The sequence below is a fragment of the Prevotella intermedia ATCC 25611 = DSM 20706 genome (assembly GCF_001953955.1).
Classification (GTDB): Bacteria; Bacteroidota; Bacteroidia; order Bacteroidales; family Bacteroidaceae; genus Prevotella; species Prevotella intermedia.
On the sequence record NZ_CP019300.1, the window covers coordinates 393,672 to 409,639 of the forward strand.

The 15,968-nt window shown below is 43.0% G+C and carries 11 protein-coding genes and 3 pseudogenes; 5 read left to right on the forward strand and 9 right to left on the reverse strand.

Annotation, left to right across the window (positions count from 1 at the left end; translation table 11 throughout):
• Positions 1-23 precede the first annotated feature (23 nt).
• Together BWX39_RS01730 and BWX39_RS12330 are read left to right on the forward strand one after the other, a co-directional pair.
• Complete coding sequence (locus tag BWX39_RS01730; RefSeq protein ID WP_028906065.1) at positions 24-860, forward strand: CPBP family intramembrane glutamic endopeptidase; 837 nt, start codon at positions 24-26, stop codon at positions 858-860.
• A gap of 85 nt (positions 861-945) precedes the next feature.
• Entirely contained in the window at positions 946-1,164 is a 219-nt protein-coding gene (locus BWX39_RS12330; RefSeq protein ID WP_076123175.1) for a hypothetical protein, read from the forward strand.
• A gap of 389 nt (positions 1,165-1,553) precedes the next feature.
• Here the strand turns inward: BWX39_RS12330 and BWX39_RS01740 are convergent, their stop codons facing one another.
• Complete coding sequence (locus BWX39_RS01740; RefSeq protein WP_028906064.1) at positions 1,554-1,754, reverse strand: hypothetical protein; 201 nt, start codon at positions 1,752-1,754, stop codon at positions 1,554-1,556.
• Positions 1,755-1,767: 13 nt separating this feature from the next.
• Entirely contained in the window at positions 1,768-5,202 is a 3,435-nt protein-coding gene (locus BWX39_RS01745) for a leucine-rich repeat domain-containing protein (protein ID WP_036887550.1), read from the reverse strand.
• A gap of 218 nt (positions 5,203-5,420) precedes the next feature.
• On the opposite strand from BWX39_RS01745, the pseudogene BWX39_RS01750 reads away from it, so the two are divergent.
• Positions 5,421-6,152, forward strand: a pseudogene (locus tag BWX39_RS01750) (IS982 family transposase); the annotation flags it as partial.
• A 3-nt stretch (positions 6,153-6,155) separates the two neighbouring features.
• On the opposite strand, the gene BWX39_RS01755 reads toward BWX39_RS01750, so the two are convergent.
• Entirely contained in the window at positions 6,156-7,034 is an 879-nt protein-coding gene (locus tag BWX39_RS01755; protein WP_076123179.1) for an IS982 family transposase, read from the reverse strand.
• 433 nt (positions 7,035-7,467) lie between these two features.
• On the opposite strand from BWX39_RS01755, the pseudogene BWX39_RS12855 reads away from it, so the two are divergent.
• Positions 7,468-7,515: pseudogene (locus tag BWX39_RS12855) on the forward strand (hypothetical protein); the annotation flags it as partial.
• 6 nt (positions 7,516-7,521) lie between these two features.
• A pseudogene (locus tag BWX39_RS01765) lies at positions 7,522-8,345 on the forward strand (IS256 family transposase, variant Zn-binding type).
• A 3-nt stretch (positions 8,346-8,348) separates the two neighbouring features.
• On the opposite strand, the gene BWX39_RS01770 reads toward BWX39_RS01765, so the two are convergent.
• The 6 genes from BWX39_RS01770 to topA form a co-directional block, all read right to left on the reverse strand.
• Complete coding sequence (locus BWX39_RS01770) at positions 8,349-9,248, reverse strand: IS982 family transposase (protein ID WP_076123182.1); 900 nt, start codon at positions 9,246-9,248, stop codon at positions 8,349-8,351.
• A 369-nt stretch (positions 9,249-9,617) separates the two neighbouring features.
• Positions 9,618-10,097, reverse strand: coding sequence for a hypothetical protein (locus tag BWX39_RS01775; protein ID WP_028906030.1), 480 nt, complete (start codon positions 10,095-10,097; stop codon positions 9,618-9,620).
• Positions 10,087-10,596, reverse strand: a complete 510-nt coding sequence (locus BWX39_RS01780; RefSeq protein WP_014709080.1) for an RNA polymerase sigma factor — start codon at positions 10,594-10,596, stop codon at positions 10,087-10,089. Before BWX39_RS01780 ends, BWX39_RS01775 begins: the two co-directional genes overlap by 11 nt.
• Before the next feature lie 154 nt (positions 10,597-10,750).
• A complete protein-coding gene (speA, locus tag BWX39_RS01785) occupies positions 10,751-12,643 on the reverse strand; it encodes a biosynthetic arginine decarboxylase (protein ID WP_028906031.1) in 1,893 nt (630 codons plus the stop codon).
• Between the two features lie 108 nt (positions 12,644-12,751).
• Positions 12,752-13,315, reverse strand: coding sequence for a shikimate kinase (locus tag BWX39_RS01790; protein WP_028906032.1), 564 nt, complete (start codon positions 13,313-13,315; stop codon positions 12,752-12,754).
• Positions 13,316-13,364: 49 nt separating this feature from the next.
• Entirely contained in the window at positions 13,365-15,710 is a 2,346-nt protein-coding gene (gene topA, locus BWX39_RS01795; RefSeq protein ID WP_028906033.1) for a type I DNA topoisomerase, read from the reverse strand.
• Positions 15,711-15,968: the final 258 nt, after the last annotated feature.

Consider the following 15,968-nt stretch of genomic DNA (forward strand, 5'->3'; position numbering starts at 1 on the left):
AATAAATAATAAGAGAAACAACTATGGAGCAAAAAAGCATTTTAAAGAGCCTGTTATATGTCGCTCTTTTCGTTTCATTATTCTTCGTTATACAGTTCATCTTCCAGTTTTCCGCCATTGGTATCTACGCTTATTTGAAGGGTATAGACTTTAGCGAAGTAGCAGAAGACATGCAGGCGGGGCAATACGCCGATGTAATTGTGATTTCTTATTTACTTTCAAGCATTACCATTATTCTTCTTTTTATCAAGAAAGAGTGGTCGCCTATTTCCCGCTCTTATCTTCATTCAAAACCTTGGGGTGTATTGTTTTGGACGGCGATGCTTGCTTTAGGTCTCATTCTTCCTGCACAGTTTATCTACGAAAAGGTACAAATTACGGTGTCAGAGGACATGGTGCAGCTCTTCTCGGGCATTATGAAACAACCGCTTGGCTACCTTGTGATAGGCATACTTGCCCCTATTGCCGAAGAGTTAATATTCCGTGGTGCTATATTGCGTGTTTTGCTCGATGTTTTCGGCAGAAAAGGCAGATGGCCAGCCATAGCCTTAACGGCTTTACTCTTTGCCGTGATACATGGAAATTTGGCACAAGGCACACACGCGTTCGTCATTGGAATAGTCTTAGGTTGGCTGTACGTGCGCACTCGTAGCGTACTTCCTGGAATTGTGTTGCACTGGGTGAATAACAGCACTGCTTACATTATGTTCCACCTAATGCCCGATATGGAAGACGGAAAGCTCATCGACTTCTTCCACGGCAGCGAGAAAACGATGTATTTAGGCTTGTTCTTCTCGCTCTGTATCTTCGTTCCAGCAATTTTCCAATTGGCTGCCCGTATGAAGGGAGCTGACGAATAAAGCCACTTTATTTTGCCTGTGCCCCTTTGCAACATAGGTTGAAAGTAGGTGATAGAAGTGTAAGAAATTTTCATAAGTATAATTACTGCGTAACATTCTCACCACCAGTGTATTACAAAACCTATTGTTTTGCATTCCAAAAGCGGTTGTTTTGCACGGTAAAAGCGTAGGTTTTGCGTTGCAAAACAACCGTTTTCGCAATGTCAAAGCGCAGTTATCACTTTTTAAGAGAATTATTTTTACAGATCTGGACAGAAAAGCTCGCACTTTCTTATTGAGAGGTTGCTTAAAAGAATATCTATAGGATTGCTTATTTAACCAGCTTTCTTATGCCAAGCTAACATCAGTAAGTAATGGCCAACAGATGTGTTTCTATTTACGAAAATTCAATAGAGCTTCCCCAAAGTCTATTATCGAAAAGGTAGAAATACGTACAAACAAAGCATATCAAGAGAGAAAGATAAGTAGATATAAGAAATATTTTTCTAACAGTTTGTTTCTTTTCTCTTGCTTCATCACTTTGTAGAATTGTTCTCTTGCGTCTGTCATTTGTTTTAATAGCTAAAAATTAGGGGACACTGTTCTGTGTCCCCTAATTCAATTATCATATAATATTTTATTCTTTATGCACCCTTCACAAGGTACATATTTTCAAAATAAAATATCTCGTTCCAATCTTATTGAAGCGGATTTTTAATAGTCCCAATGTGATTGGTTGCCGACTTTCTCTCCTATTTCGCTTCCTTCTTCTTCGAAGAAATCGAATTCCTTGCTACCTATTTCTTCGTTAGGGTCATAGTCTCCACCTACGCCAGGACTAGCTGTTAACATTAAGTTCTCTATTGCCAAGCGATTCTTAATGGTCTTTGGCACTACATATATTTTCTTTTCCATTGTCTTCGTATTTTTATCTGATTACTATTTTCTTTCCTTTATGGATATAAATACCCTGCTGTGGCTTGTTAACACGCTGACCATTGAGGTTGTAGTAAGCATTGTCGGCGTTCTTCTCTTCTGCATCAATCGTTACAATGGCATTTGTAGTGTTATCGTCAGAGAAAGAGAACTCTACCTTAGAACCAGCAGGCATTCCTTCTATCTTGGCATAAGCCTTGTGTACAGGGATAGAAACGGTGCTAGCCATAGCCTTTTTAAAGATACCTTTCTGCATTACATAGATAACCTCGTCGACTGTTGATGCCCCTACATTGCGAGGATTTACAGTAACACCATGCATAATGTTGTTGGCAATGGTGTAGTTCTTGTCATCGTCCTCACCGATAGCGTAGTAGAAGTCGCTTGGTGTGGTTTCGTTGTCGAGAGCCTTAAGCAATACGCCTGTATAAGCAGGCACATAGCCAAAGTTACCGTTGCCAACGCCGTTCACATCTACACTTGACATTCTGATGTGGTAAGTAGAGGTTCCATAGTCACCATTGCCTGGCTTCACTTCGCCCAACTTAGCAACGAAGGCACCTATTTTAGCAGTACTCTTTTCTCTGCTGTAGATGTTGAAGTCTACGTCAAACTCACGAGCAAACGTTCCGTACTTGTAACTGATCTTCACGTCCTTAATTTGGTAATCAATTTGTGAGGTGAAGTTGAATTTACTCGTTTCCTCCTTATCGGTATCTTTGTTGTAGACAGTCTTAGCCCACTTTTCCTTATAGGTATCGAGCGCTGACTTCTTTACATATATTGTGGTTGTTGGTGCAAACTCGCTGTAGTTAGTTCCTGTTTCGTCTAACTCGAAGCGAGTGGTACTCAACATCTCCTTGGTAGGATTGCTCTCGATGAAGAACACGCTCTTCACAGTGCTCTCGAGCTTATTTTTGTCTTTGCTGGTGATGAAAGCCTTGGCACCAATGTACTTGACATCTTTTCTCACCACTACTTCCTGAACTTTCTCGCTTAGACCTTCGAAAGCGTAATCACCTATCAGGCTCACGTTGTAAGTCTTGCCTTCATGCTTGATACTTGTAGGCAACACAAAGGTGTGGTCTTCGCGTTTCGTGCTGAGCATATCTACGGCGTTGTCTGACACAGCGATATATTCCTCACGACCTTCGGTGAACGACTGTCCTATGCCTTTAAACTTCTTGTAGAAAGCTTCGGCATTATATTGGCTATAGAGTTCCTTGCGAACGTTAATGGTGATGTTCTTGAACATTTCAGGAGCCTGAGAACCATCGTCGAACGACATTGTATTCTTCGACTGATTGATGTTGTTCGGATTAATCATCTTATCGCAGAGGAAGGTAATAGTATTCAAGTTCTTGCAGAGACCGAAAGCACGTTCACCAATTGTAGTTACCTTGTTAGGAATTGTAACATTGGTAAGTTTGGTACAATCGAAGAAAGCGTAATTTCCAATCTTCACTATAGATGGAGGGAGCAATGTGAAATTGCTGTTCGCCTTTCCAGGAGGGAAGATACGAAGTTCTTTCTTGTCTTTTGACAGCAAGTAGCCGTCTACGCTTGAGTATACTTCATTCTTCTTGCTTACATTGATATCTGTCAGGTTGTCGCAATACTTAAACGCTTCAGGGTCTATCTTGGTTGTGAACTCGGTTACATCAATCTTGTTGAGAACCTTACAGCTACGGAAAGCTTCGCGTTCGATGGTCTTCACCTTCTTAGGTATGCTGATACTTGTCAAACCACAGTCGGCAAAGGCACCTGCGCCAATTTTTTCAATATCTGCATCATCATGAAACTTCACGGTGGTCATATTCTTACAACCACTGAAAGCATTAAGTTCTATATTCTTCACTGACTTGGGGAAGTTGAATGATTCAAGTTTCTCGGCATTGGCAAAGGCATTAGACTCAATGGTTTCCAAATCGCAGCTACCCTCAATATTGAAATTCTTGAGTTTCTTATTTGTCGCAAATGCAGAGGCTTTGATTGTCTTCAGCTTCGAACCTTCAGGAATTGTGATTTTCTCTAACTCCCCACATTCGTAGAAGGCAGCAGCAATCTCGGTAATAGAAGCTGGCAAAACCACTTCTTTCAATTTATCGCAAGCTCGGAACACATCGGCTTTGAGTTCTTTAACTTTAGAAGGGGTTTGAAAATTAACAGTAACAAGTTCTTTCATATTACGGAAAGCTTCCACACCGATGGTTTCCACTGTGTTAGGAATATCCATTGATTTAAGTTTGTTTGCCCCTTGGAAGGCTTTCTGTGCTAACTCCTTAACAGTTGTTGGGATATTGTACTTTTCTCCGTCCTTAGCAGGTGGATAGAAATAGAGGATATCCTTGTTTTTAGAAAAGAGGACGCCTGCTTCGTCAGTAAAGTCAGGATTGTCTGAATGCACCTTGTATTCTTTAAGTTTTGAACACTCCTCAAAGGCTCCTTCTTTTAATCCAGTTGTTCCAGTCCCTTTTAAGAGGGTCTTAGGTATCGTAATCGTCTCGAGCTTCTGTGGTTTGTAAAGTGCAGATACTTCCATTGTTTCCACATTATTCAAATCAAGAGAAGTCATATGTAGATTAAGCATTATTGCAAATACAGCAATCCTCTTGATGTCAGCTGGAACCTGGTAAGCCGCAGTAGTTTTTGCTCTTGGATAGCAAACCAACGTTTTCGTAACGTCATTGAACAGTACGCCATCTTCGACTCTATAGTTTGTTGTACCACCAGCAGGCATCTCAAATTCTACCAAGTTGGTAGAAACAACAATAGAAGGGTATTTCTCTTGTACGTCTTTCAAATTCTTAGGTAGCACTATCTTCGTAAGATTGGTAATGCCGTGAAAAGCATTGACGCAAATTCTTTCCACTTCGCCGTCAACCGTATAAGTGCCAGTTGAATTTCCCTCCATTACTTTTGATGGAACGCAACGAAGTTCTTTTTTGCCTTTCGTATAGAGTGCGCCTTTGTCATCAGACTCAAATACGGTATGACCAGACTCAACAGTACACTTGGGAACCTCTTCCACCGCCGACCATGCCGTTTCTAATATTTGTGTTACACTTTTGGGAATGTTTATTTCGGTGAGTTTCGCACCCTTGAAACAATCATTGTTTAACTTTATAATGGTTTCAGGCAATTTTACAGAGGTAACCCCAAAAGAAGTATAACCACTTTGGAAACCCACCTCGGTAACCTTGAAAGTTGTTCCCTTATTATCGTTTATCGTAGCAGGAATCTTCAACGCTCCAGTTATTTTTGTGCCCAAAAACATTAAAGAAGCGTTTTCCTTTTCTGGCACAAGAACTTTGTAGTAGGTATTACCATTATCGAACGAAACAATCTCATGGACTGTGTAAGCCCAAAGGCTTTGGGGTATTGCCATGAGCAGCAATGGTAATAATAAAAATCTAATTTTTCTCATATTTATCATTTAACGTGATTAATCTTACCCTCAAGCTAATTTTGTCCATACTTACCATTGGACTACTCTTAATACTTAAATAAAGATGAAATTCTTTCAAACTATGGTTTACCCATATTATCCTTAGTCATTGATTACATAATGTTTGCAAAGTTAAACATTTTATTGAAAATAAACAAACTTTTATTGAAAAAATACATTATTGCTATGCAAAACAGACTCACCGCTTCCGAGACCTCAAGTCCTTCTACTTAGGCTATATCTGCCAGCATATGCGTGGAGACTTCCCACATCGGATTTCCTACAACCGCTTCATCGAGCGTCAAGCACAGGTCGCACTGCACCTGTTGCTGTTTCTCCAGACATGTGCACTGGGCAAGTGTTCAGGCATATCCATCATTGATTCCACACCACTGTCTTCCTGCCACATCAAGCGTGAGCGGCAGCACAGGACCATGAGGGGCTGGGCGGCAAAGGGAAAGTGCACCATGGGCTGGTTCTACGGCTTCAAGCTACATCTTGTCATCAATGACAAGGGAGAGATTATCCAGTGGAAGCTCACGCCAGGAAACGTAGATGACAGGGAACCATTGAAGGATAAACGCTTCACCGAGAGGTTGTTTGGAAAACTCTTCGCAGACAGGGGGTATATCAGTCAGAACCTCTTTGAGATGCTCTTTGTGGACAATATACATTTGGTGACCAAGATAAAGAAGAACATGAAGAACTCCCTGATGAGCCTGTATGATAAGTTGTTGCTCAGAAAGCGTTCTGTGATAGAGACGGTGAACGATGAACTGAAGAATGTGTGTCAGATAGAACACACCAGACATCGCTCTTTTGATAACTTTGCAACAAATCTGATAGCAGGAATCATTGCATACAATCTGTTGCCAAAGAAGCCAGAAATGAACATAGAGATAATTGATAAAAGCAGGATAATTGCATAGAGCTTATATCGAACTCACGTTCTCATAAAAGCAATATGCCGTAAGTGCAGAACATAAGTTCATGATAAAGTTATGTACCGAGCGGTGTCGTGAGTGTACGAGGTTAGCTTTGTTCTTTAGCAGTTCATTAATGCACTCGATGATGTATCTTTTTCTCATCATAATCTTGTCCCATACAGGCATAAGCTTATTCTTCATTCTTGCTTTAAGTCCATGAACGAGCCCGATACCTTGACTGAACAGACTCTCGAAGAGTTCCTGTTTGATGTATCCTCTGTCAGCAAATACCTTTCCATAGAGAACCTTTGCAAATACCGACCACACTCTCCTATCCCTGTCATCTACGTTTGCCCCTGTAAGACAGAACGTTATGACTTCACCGGAATCATTGCAGAGCAGATGCAGCTTGAATCCATGACACCAGCCCATGGTACCCTTTCCGTTCTTGGCAAGACCAGCAAACACCTTATTGAAATGCCGTCTTACATTGTGACATACAGGAATCATCGTGCTGTCAACGAACGTTATGCCCGTACACCTGCCGAAGGCATGGAGCTTCATGAACAACATCATCTTGAGGAACACACGGGGCATGAGTTTCACAAAACGGTTATAGGAGACGGCAGCAGGGAATTCATGCCTGAGCCAGCCACGGATACAGTTCTGATAATACTCCTTGAAATTACGATATGTACCGAAGTGATAGCACACAAGGATTGTCATGATTTCACTCTCAGAAAGCCTTCCCTTACGATTCCTGCAACGTTTTCCATTGCTGTTATAGGACGGTAAACATAGGTTTTTACTCAGTACAACATTCAAATTCTTGTCAAACTCATCAATAATACAGAATATTTCCGTAACTTTGTCTTTGGTAATCATCGCTTGGTTGTTTTGTAAGTTATTGATTTACAAATATAAAGTTACAAAAAACTAATGAGATTTCCAACTTTTACAAGGACATTCTTAACCCGAACTCGCGTAAAATTATTATATTTTTCTGTAGAACTCGCATTTTGGTGTCTCAAAATTGAGTTTCTGTTTCGGCGTAGAGTCAACCAGCAAGTGCAAAATTACAAAACTTGTTGTTTTGCAATGCGTTGATAATAAAGCATTTATGCAATAGATATGCTTGTGAAAAATATTTACACCATCATCGTTTGTTTTTCGCCTACGCAACAAGTTTTGTAAGCAAGGAAGAACAAGCATCCAAACAGTTTTTCGGCGTAATGGACATTTGGTAGGCTGAAACCTCTTAAATGTCCTTTATTTATTACCTTTGCAGCATTTGAAAGCTTATGAATAAAAAAACTGTATATTCTGTAACAGTTCAAATGTTAAAAAGAATGGTCATCGGCGTAATGTCCAGATGTACTTTTGCAGGGATTGTGGCAGGCAATTTCAAAGTGGTCATCGTATAGACAATGTTTGTTTATGGAATGACTATCTGACCGAGAAACGAACTATTTCTGAGCTTTCCACTCTTCACAAATGTTCAGAAAGAACCATACGCCGTAGGCTAAATTCTGTGGCAGACAGCTTCACTCCCATCTATCCTGAATCTGCGACAATAATACTGGACACGACCTACTTCTCCAAGACCTTTGTGTGATGCTCTTTCAAGATGCCGCATCAGGCAGGATGCTTCATCGCAGGTTTGTCAGGAACGAGACCAACAAGGAATACCTTGAGGGACTCAGATGCATTGAGGAGGGTGGAACTCGGATAAAGGCAATGGTGTGTGATGGGCATGTCGGGCTTTTACAAGCTGTAACATCCTGCCCTGTACAGATGTGTCAATTCCATCAGTTGCAGATAGTCAGGAGGCTTCTTACCAACAATCCGCATTTGCCAGCAGGCATCGAGCTGCTGGCATTAATGAGAAGCATGTTCTCTATCGGGAAAAAAGAATTCACATCAGGCTTTGATAAATGGTGTGACGAATGGAAAGAGTTCCTTGATGAACGAACTCTACTGATCTCAGGCAAGACCACCTATACACATAGAAGGCTGAGAAGTGCAAGGCGTTCGGTAAAGACACACCTTAAATGGCTATATACGTATGAAGAATATCCTGAATTAGAGATACCCAATACAACAATTCTATTGGAAGGATTCAACTCACAACTTAAAAAGGCACTGCGTAATCATAATGGAATGAAGGAGGTTAATAAAAACGTGAGTTCGATATAAGCTCTATGCAATTATTCTGCTTTTATCAATTATTTCTATGTTCATTTCTGGCTTCTTTGGCAACAGATTGTATGCAATGAGTCCTGCTATCAGATTTGTTGCAAAGTTATCAAAAGAGCGATGTCTGGTGTGTTCTATCTGACATACATTCTTCAGTTCATCGTTCACCGTCTCTATCACAGAACGCTTTCTGAGCAACAACTTATCATACAGGCTCATCAGGGAGTTCTTCATGTTCTTCTTTATCTTGGTCACCAAATGTATATTGTCCACAAAGAGCATCTCAAAGAGGTTCTGACTGATATACCCCCTGTCTGCAAAGAGTTTTCCAAACAACCTGTCGGTGAAGCGTTTATCCTTCAATGGCTCCCTGTCATCTATGTTGCCTGGCGTGAGCTTCCACTGGATAATCTCTCCCTTGTCATTGATGACAAGATGTAGCTTGAAGCCGTAGAACCAGCCCATGGTGCACTTTCCCTTTGCCGCCCAGCCCCTCATGGTCCTGTGCTGCCTCTCACGCTTGATGTGGCAGGAAGCCAGTGGTGTGGAATCAATGATGGACATGCCTGAACACTTGCCCAGTGCACATGTCTGGAGAAACAGCAACAGGTGCAGTGCGACCTGTGCTTGTCGCTCGACGAAGCGGTTGTAGGAAATCCGATGTGGGAAGTCTCCACGCATATGCTGGCAGATATATCCTAAGTAGAAGGACTTGAGGTCTCGGAAGCGGTGGGTATGGAACAGAACCAGAATGGTCATGATTTCACTGTCCGACATACGGGAAGCACGGTTACGGTGCCGCTTGCCGGGTACTTGAAGCGTATGTTTTTTCAACTCAGGAGTAAAATACTTGCAAAAATCGTCGAATATACAGAATATTTCTATTAAATTTGTATCAGTCATAGGAGTGGGTATTTGTTTGTAACTATTTGGTTTACAGGTATAAAGGTACAAAAAAAATATTCCACTCCTACAACTTTTAAAACAACTTTCTTATATCGAACTCACGTTAAGAAAAAGAAGTTCATAGATGGGTTTCTGAATATAAAAAAGTAGGCTGGAATTACCAGCCTACCAAATGTCCATTACGCCAGTTTTTCGTATTCGGAAAGGCAGGGTTAAAGCAATAAAAAAATAAAAAGCCGACACCCAAAGATGTCGGCTTTTGTTCTATTGTCTTAAAAAATTTGAGATATGAAACTTCACAGCTTCGTACTTGTTTTATTAGAAAATGATTTGTTTTATAGAGAAAGCATCAAATGATATTCTTATTTAATTGTACTCTGTTTCAGTGATTGCGCTGACCTTTTGGGTTGAATCTACCTTTGCAGAGTCGGCTTTTGCTACTGCGGAACCTTTAGGTGCCTTGACCGTGTTCGACATTTCAACAGGCTGTTGAGCAGTAGGCGTAGTGTTGGTGAATGTTTCCTGCAACGCATTCTGAAGTGTCAGCAGAATGGCTACAACCGCTGCTGCCTTGAACAATGGCGTCAAGCGTTTGCGCATTGTGATGACACGAGCCTTTACAGGTTGGTCTTCGTTCACCATTTCGAGTATCTTTTGGTCAAAGTCATCGCCCAGTTTGTCGGTTGCCTTCTGTTCTTGTGCGTAGCCGAACAAGTCCTTATAAGGCAGCAAATTGGTAGGAACTTCTCCTTGAGAGAAGAACAAGCGCAATATCTCTTCCTCTTGAAGAGATGTTTCGCAGCGCCAATAACGCTCCATTAACTGTTCTATGTACTTATAATCCATATTGTTCTATTTTCTGAAATCTTTGTTTTACCGCTTGGCGGGCACGGAAAATGTTTACCTTTACCTGTTCTTCCGTAATGCCTAAGATGTCGGCAATTTCTTTGTATTGCTTGCCTTCAAAGTCGCGCAACTGCATACAGGAGCGTTGTTTTTCGGGCAGAGAGTCTACAATTTCCTTTACTACACGCAGCCTGTCTTGGTCTATCAAGCGGTCTTGCGGAGTGGAAGTATGCACTGTGTCGAGTTGTTCCTCCTCGAAAGAGTCGTTTTGGTTGTCTCGCTTCTTCAGCCTGTCGAGCGAAAGGTTTCTACATATCCGCAAGCTGTAGGCTTCTATGGAGTCGATATTGCTCCATTCGTAGCGTTTGTCCCAAACTTTTATCATCGTGTCCTGCACTATGTCCTCTGCTTCTTCCCTGCTGAGAGTTATGCGGAGGGCAAGTCTGAAGAGTTGATTCTTCAGCGGTAACACATCGTTTCGGAAACTCACTTTTTTCATACTCTCTGTTTGTATGACGAATTAGTTGGGGTAGAAGTTACAAGAACAAGTGTAAAAAGGCTATATTTTAACCTTCGTTAAGAACCTGAATACTCTTTCCTGCCGAAAGAAACAATAGTTGGCACCTTGCGCCAATGCACCTATGTTGGAGTTTTTACTCCAAATAGGTGTAGCCGTAAAGTCCGCTGCGGTAGTTGCTAAGGAATTCCTTGCCCTCTTCGAGCGAGATTTTTCCTTGCTTAACGCTCTTTGTTACCCATATTTCGAGCTGACGGACGAGTTTCTTCGGATTGTATTGAACATATTCGAGTACCTCTTCCACAGTTTCGCCATCGATGATTTGGTCGATGTGGTAGCTACCGTCTTTCACTGAAAGGTGCACGGCATTGGTGTCGCCGAAAAGATTGTGCAAGTCGCCGAGTATTTCTTGGTAGGCACCAACAAGGAAAACGCCAAGATAGTAAGGCTCGTTGCGGCGCAGCGAGTGCACAGGCAACACGTGTCCGGTACGTCCTCCCGTTACAAAATTTGAGATTTTGCCGTCGCTGTCGCAGGTAATGTCCTGTAAAGTGGCTTTTCGTGTAGGGCGTTCGTTCAATCGCTGGATAGGCATAACGGGGAAAAGCTGGTCGATAGCCCAACTATCGGGGAGCGATTGGAAGAGCGAGAAGTTGCAGAAATACTTGTCGGCGAGCAGTTTGTCTAAGTTTCGCAGTTCGTCGGGTACGTGCTTCATACTTTTTGCCAGTATGTTTATCTCGTGGCAAACGCTCCAATACATTGCTTCTATTTCGGCACGGGTTTTCAAATCTACCAATCCGTGCGAGAAAAGCTCTAAAGACTCTTCGCGTATCTGCTCCGCATCGTGCCAGTCTTCAAGCATATTGCGCGAGTTTATGTTGTCCCAAATCTTATAAAGCTCACGTACAAGCTGGTGGTCGGTATCCTTTGCCTCAAATTCTTCCGACATTTCGGGGAGCGAAGCTGTTTCCAAAACGTTGATGACAAGTATGGAATGGTGGGCTGCAACGCTACGACCGCTTTCGGTAATGATGTTCGGGTGTGGTATTCCGTGCTTGTTCGATGCGTCTACGAAGGTAGAAACACAGTCGTTCACGTACTCTTGAATGCTGTAATTCACAGAACTCTCGCTGCTTGATGAACGCGTTCCATCGTAATCGACGCCCAATCCACCGCCACAATCTACGAAATCGACATTGTAACCCATCTTTTTAAGATTGGCATAGTATTGCGCAGCTTCGGTGAGAGCGGTTTGAATACGGCGTATTTTCGTAATTTGCGAACCGATATGGAAGTGGATAAGGCGCAGACAATCGTGCATTCCTTTCTCGTCGAGCTTATCAAGAGCCTGCAAAAGCTCCGATGCCGTGAGGCCGAACTTCGATGCGTCGCCACCACTTTCAGCCCATTTGCCTGAGCCAGTGGTCGCCAGTTTAATACGAATACCTATGTTTGGCATTACATTAAGCTTCTTGGCAGCTTTCGCAATAATATCTATTTCGTTCAGTTTCTCTACCACAATGAAGATACGCTTGCCCATTTTCTGAGCCAAGAGCGCAAGTTCTATATAGCTTTGGTCTTTGTATCCGTTGCAGATAATGGGCGAATCGCTCTGGCACTGCACAGCTATAACGGCGTGCAATTCAGGCTTTGAACCAGCTTCCAAGCCGAGATTGAACTTCCGACCGTGCGAAATAATCTCATCAACGACAGGTTGCATCTGGTTCACCTTGATAGGATAGATGATGAAATTTTCGCCTTCGTAATTGTATTCCTTCCTTGCAATATCGAAACAAGACGATGTTTTCTCGATACGATTGTCGAGAATATCGGGGAAACGAAGCAAAACGGGAGGCGTAACATCGCGCAAGACCAACTCGTCCATTATTTCGCACAAGTCCAACTCTGTATTATCCTTGCACGGTGTAACGTAAACGTGCCCAGCTTCGTTGATACCAAAGTAAGAAGTACCCCAACCATTGATGTTGTAAAGTTCCTTCGAATCTTCAATAGTCCATTTTTTCATAACCTATCTGTTGTGTTTATAGAGAGCCTTTGCGCCGTTATGGTGCGGTCGGATTTCGCTCCCGATAATGAAATCGTATTGTTGTTTATTATTTTTCTCTATTCTCTGTTAAGTCTTTTTGCTTATTCCTGTCATCGCAATAAGCTGTTCTGCCATCGTATTTACCTTTTCGCGATTGTCCATCAAATGCACTTCGAGAATGTGCTTTGCCTTCATATAGAAAGCATTACGCTTGCTTATCTGTTCATCTACAAAGGCTTTGACCTCGTCGGACGACTTCCCTATCAGCAGTGGACGAACATTCTTGCTCATATTAAGATGCTTGCAGATAATGTCGGTTGTAGCCTTCAGATATACCGTTTCGCCCTGTTGGTTCAGATAGTCCATATTATCGAAGAAACAAGGAGTGCCTCCACCGCAAGAGATAATGACGTTTTCAAACTCTGCAACTTCGTGCAGCATATTGCGCTCTATGGTTCTGAACCCCTCTTCGCCCCGTTCTCCGAATATCTGTGCTATGGTTTTGCGCATTCGGGTCTCTATGTACCAATCCAAATCGTAGAACGGAAAGCCCAGAATCTTGGACAATGCCCTACCGAGCGTGGTCTTCCCCGCGCCCATATAGCCTATTATGATAATTCGTTTCGGATTGTTTTGTAGGTTCTCCGCCATTCTTCACCATTCTGCCTTCCCCGTTAAGGAAAGGCAGCAGTATGTTTGTTTATTTGCGTCCGCGCCTTGCCTTGGGTTCGGGCGCGTTCTTTATAATGTCCTGACACTCTTCGTAGGTAAGTTCGGAAGCCTTCTCGTGCATTGCCTTTGGTATGCGGTAGTTCTTTCCGTCGTATGCAATGTAAGGGCCGTAACGACCGTTCATCACTTCCAACTTAGGGTCTTCGTCAAACTGTTTCAGGTGTCGCTGCGCATCTTGGAGACGCTTTGACTCTATCAACTTTATAGCTGTGTCGAGCGAAACCGTAAGCGGGTCTTCGTCTTTCGGCAGCGAGACGTACTTTTTGTTGTGCATTATGTAAGGGCCGAAACGTCCTGCGCCTATCACAACGTCGGTTTCCTCAAACTGTCCGATAGTACGTGGCAGCTTGAACAGTTCCAATGCGTCGTCGAGCGTAAGTGTTTCCATACTCTTATCGGCTGGAATCTGCGCAAAACGAGGCTTATCGGTGTCGTCGGCAGTACCAATCTGCACAACAGGACCAAAGCGACCAATCTTTACAAATACAGGTTTGTTGGTCTTAGGGTCGATGCCCAGCTCGCGTTCGCCTGCCTTATGCTCCGACCGTGCATTCATTACGGCTTCCACTTCTGGGTCGAAACGCTTGTAAAACTCTTTCATTGCAGCATTCCAAGTCGCCTTTCCTTCCGAAATCTTATCGAACTCCTGTTCCACCTTAGCAGTGAAATTGTAGTCCATAATGTCGGGGAAGTTCTCCATCAGGAAGTCGTTTACCACAATGCCAATGTCGGTTGGAATGAGCTTTCCCTTATCGGCACCCACCATTTCTTTCTTGTTCTTTGAGGTAATCTTCAACGCCTGCAAGGTGTCTACCACGTATATGCGCTCTTCGCCCTTCTTATCGCCCTTCTGAACATACTCGCGTTGCTGAATGGTTGAAATGGTTGGAGCGTATGTTGATGGGCGACCAATGCCCAATTCCTCGAGCTTATGCACCAAACTTGCTTCTGTATAGCGGCTTGGTCCCATAGAATAGCGTTCGGTAGAAACAATGCTGCGTCGCTCCAACATCTGACCTTCGCTCATAGTGGGCAGTGCGTGAGATGTGTCTTCGGTTTCGTTTTCATCGTCGGTAGATTCGCGATAAACTTTCAAGAAACCGTCAAAAGCGATGACTTCGCCTGTAGCTACGAACTGAAGTTTGTCCGATTCGCGTCCTTCAGCATCTAAAATACCGATGGATACGGTGGTTTTATCAATCTTGGCATCTGCCATCTGAGACGCCACAGTGCGTTTCCAAATAAGGTCGTAAAGACGCTTTTCCTGACTCGTACCATCAATTCCGTGCGCACTCATATCGGTAGGACGAATAGCCTCGTGGGCTTCCTGCGCACCTTTGCTGCTGGTATGGTACTTGCGAGTCTTGCTATATTCTGCCCCATAAAGGGTTTCTATTTCGTTTTTTACAGTGCTGACGGCAAGATTAGACAGGTTTACGCTGTCGGTACGCATATAGGTGATGCGTCCAGCTTCGTACAGTCGCTGTGCCACCATCATCGTCTGACTTACCGTAAAGCCTAATTTGCGTGCTGCTTCCTGTTGCAAAGTCGATGTTGTAAACGGAGGAGCAGGAGTTCGTTTCAGCGGTTTCTTGGCGATGGAAGATATTTGGAACGATGCGTTCTTACACTGCTCAAGGAATGCCAAAGCCTCTTCGTGAGTGGCAAAACGCTTGTTCAGTTCTGCTTTCACTTCGTTTTTCGTGCCGTCTTCGCTGGTTGCAGCAAAGATAGCATTCACTCTGTAATAGGGTTCAGACTTAAACGCCTGTATTTCGCGCTCGCGTTCTACTATCAATCTTACGGCAACACTCTGCACACGACCTGCACTCAATGCTGGTTTCACCTTGCGCCACAACACGGGAGACAGGCGGAAACCCACCAAACGGTCTAACACACGGCGTGCCTGCTGTGCGTTTACAAGGTTCATATCCAACCGACGTGGGTTCTGGATAGCAGCAAGAATGGCTGATTTCGTGATTTCGTGGAACACGATACGGCTCGTTTTCTCCTCGTCGAGCCCTAAAACTTCGCAAAGGTGCCAACTTATGGCTTCTCCTTCGCGGTCTTCATCGGACGCCAACCAAACCTTTTTAGCGGCTTTAGCATTTTTCTTGAGTTCTGAAACAACCTTCTTCTTCTCGTCGGGAATTTCGTAATTGGCTTCCAAAGTGTCTAAATCCACACTTAATTCTTTCTTTTTCAAATCACGAATATGTCCGTACGACGACATAACCTTAAAGTCTTCGCCCAAGAACTTCTCTATTGTCTTTGCCTTTGCAGGGCTCTCTACTATAACTAAGTTTTCTTGCATATCAGCATTAGTAACATTATTCAAGGACGCAAAATTAAGCAAACTTTTTGCATACACCTTATATATATGGACTATTTTTTGTTTTTTTAAGAATACCGTTCCTTAAACCATTACATCAAACACTATGATTCAGTGGGACTTTATCAAAGGGGACAGCTCTCTTTCTTCGCTTGCGACTGATACTAAAACAGCCGCTGTTTTGTAAAGAAAATTCTCTTAAAAAGTGATAACTGCGCTTTGACATTGCGAAAGCGGCTC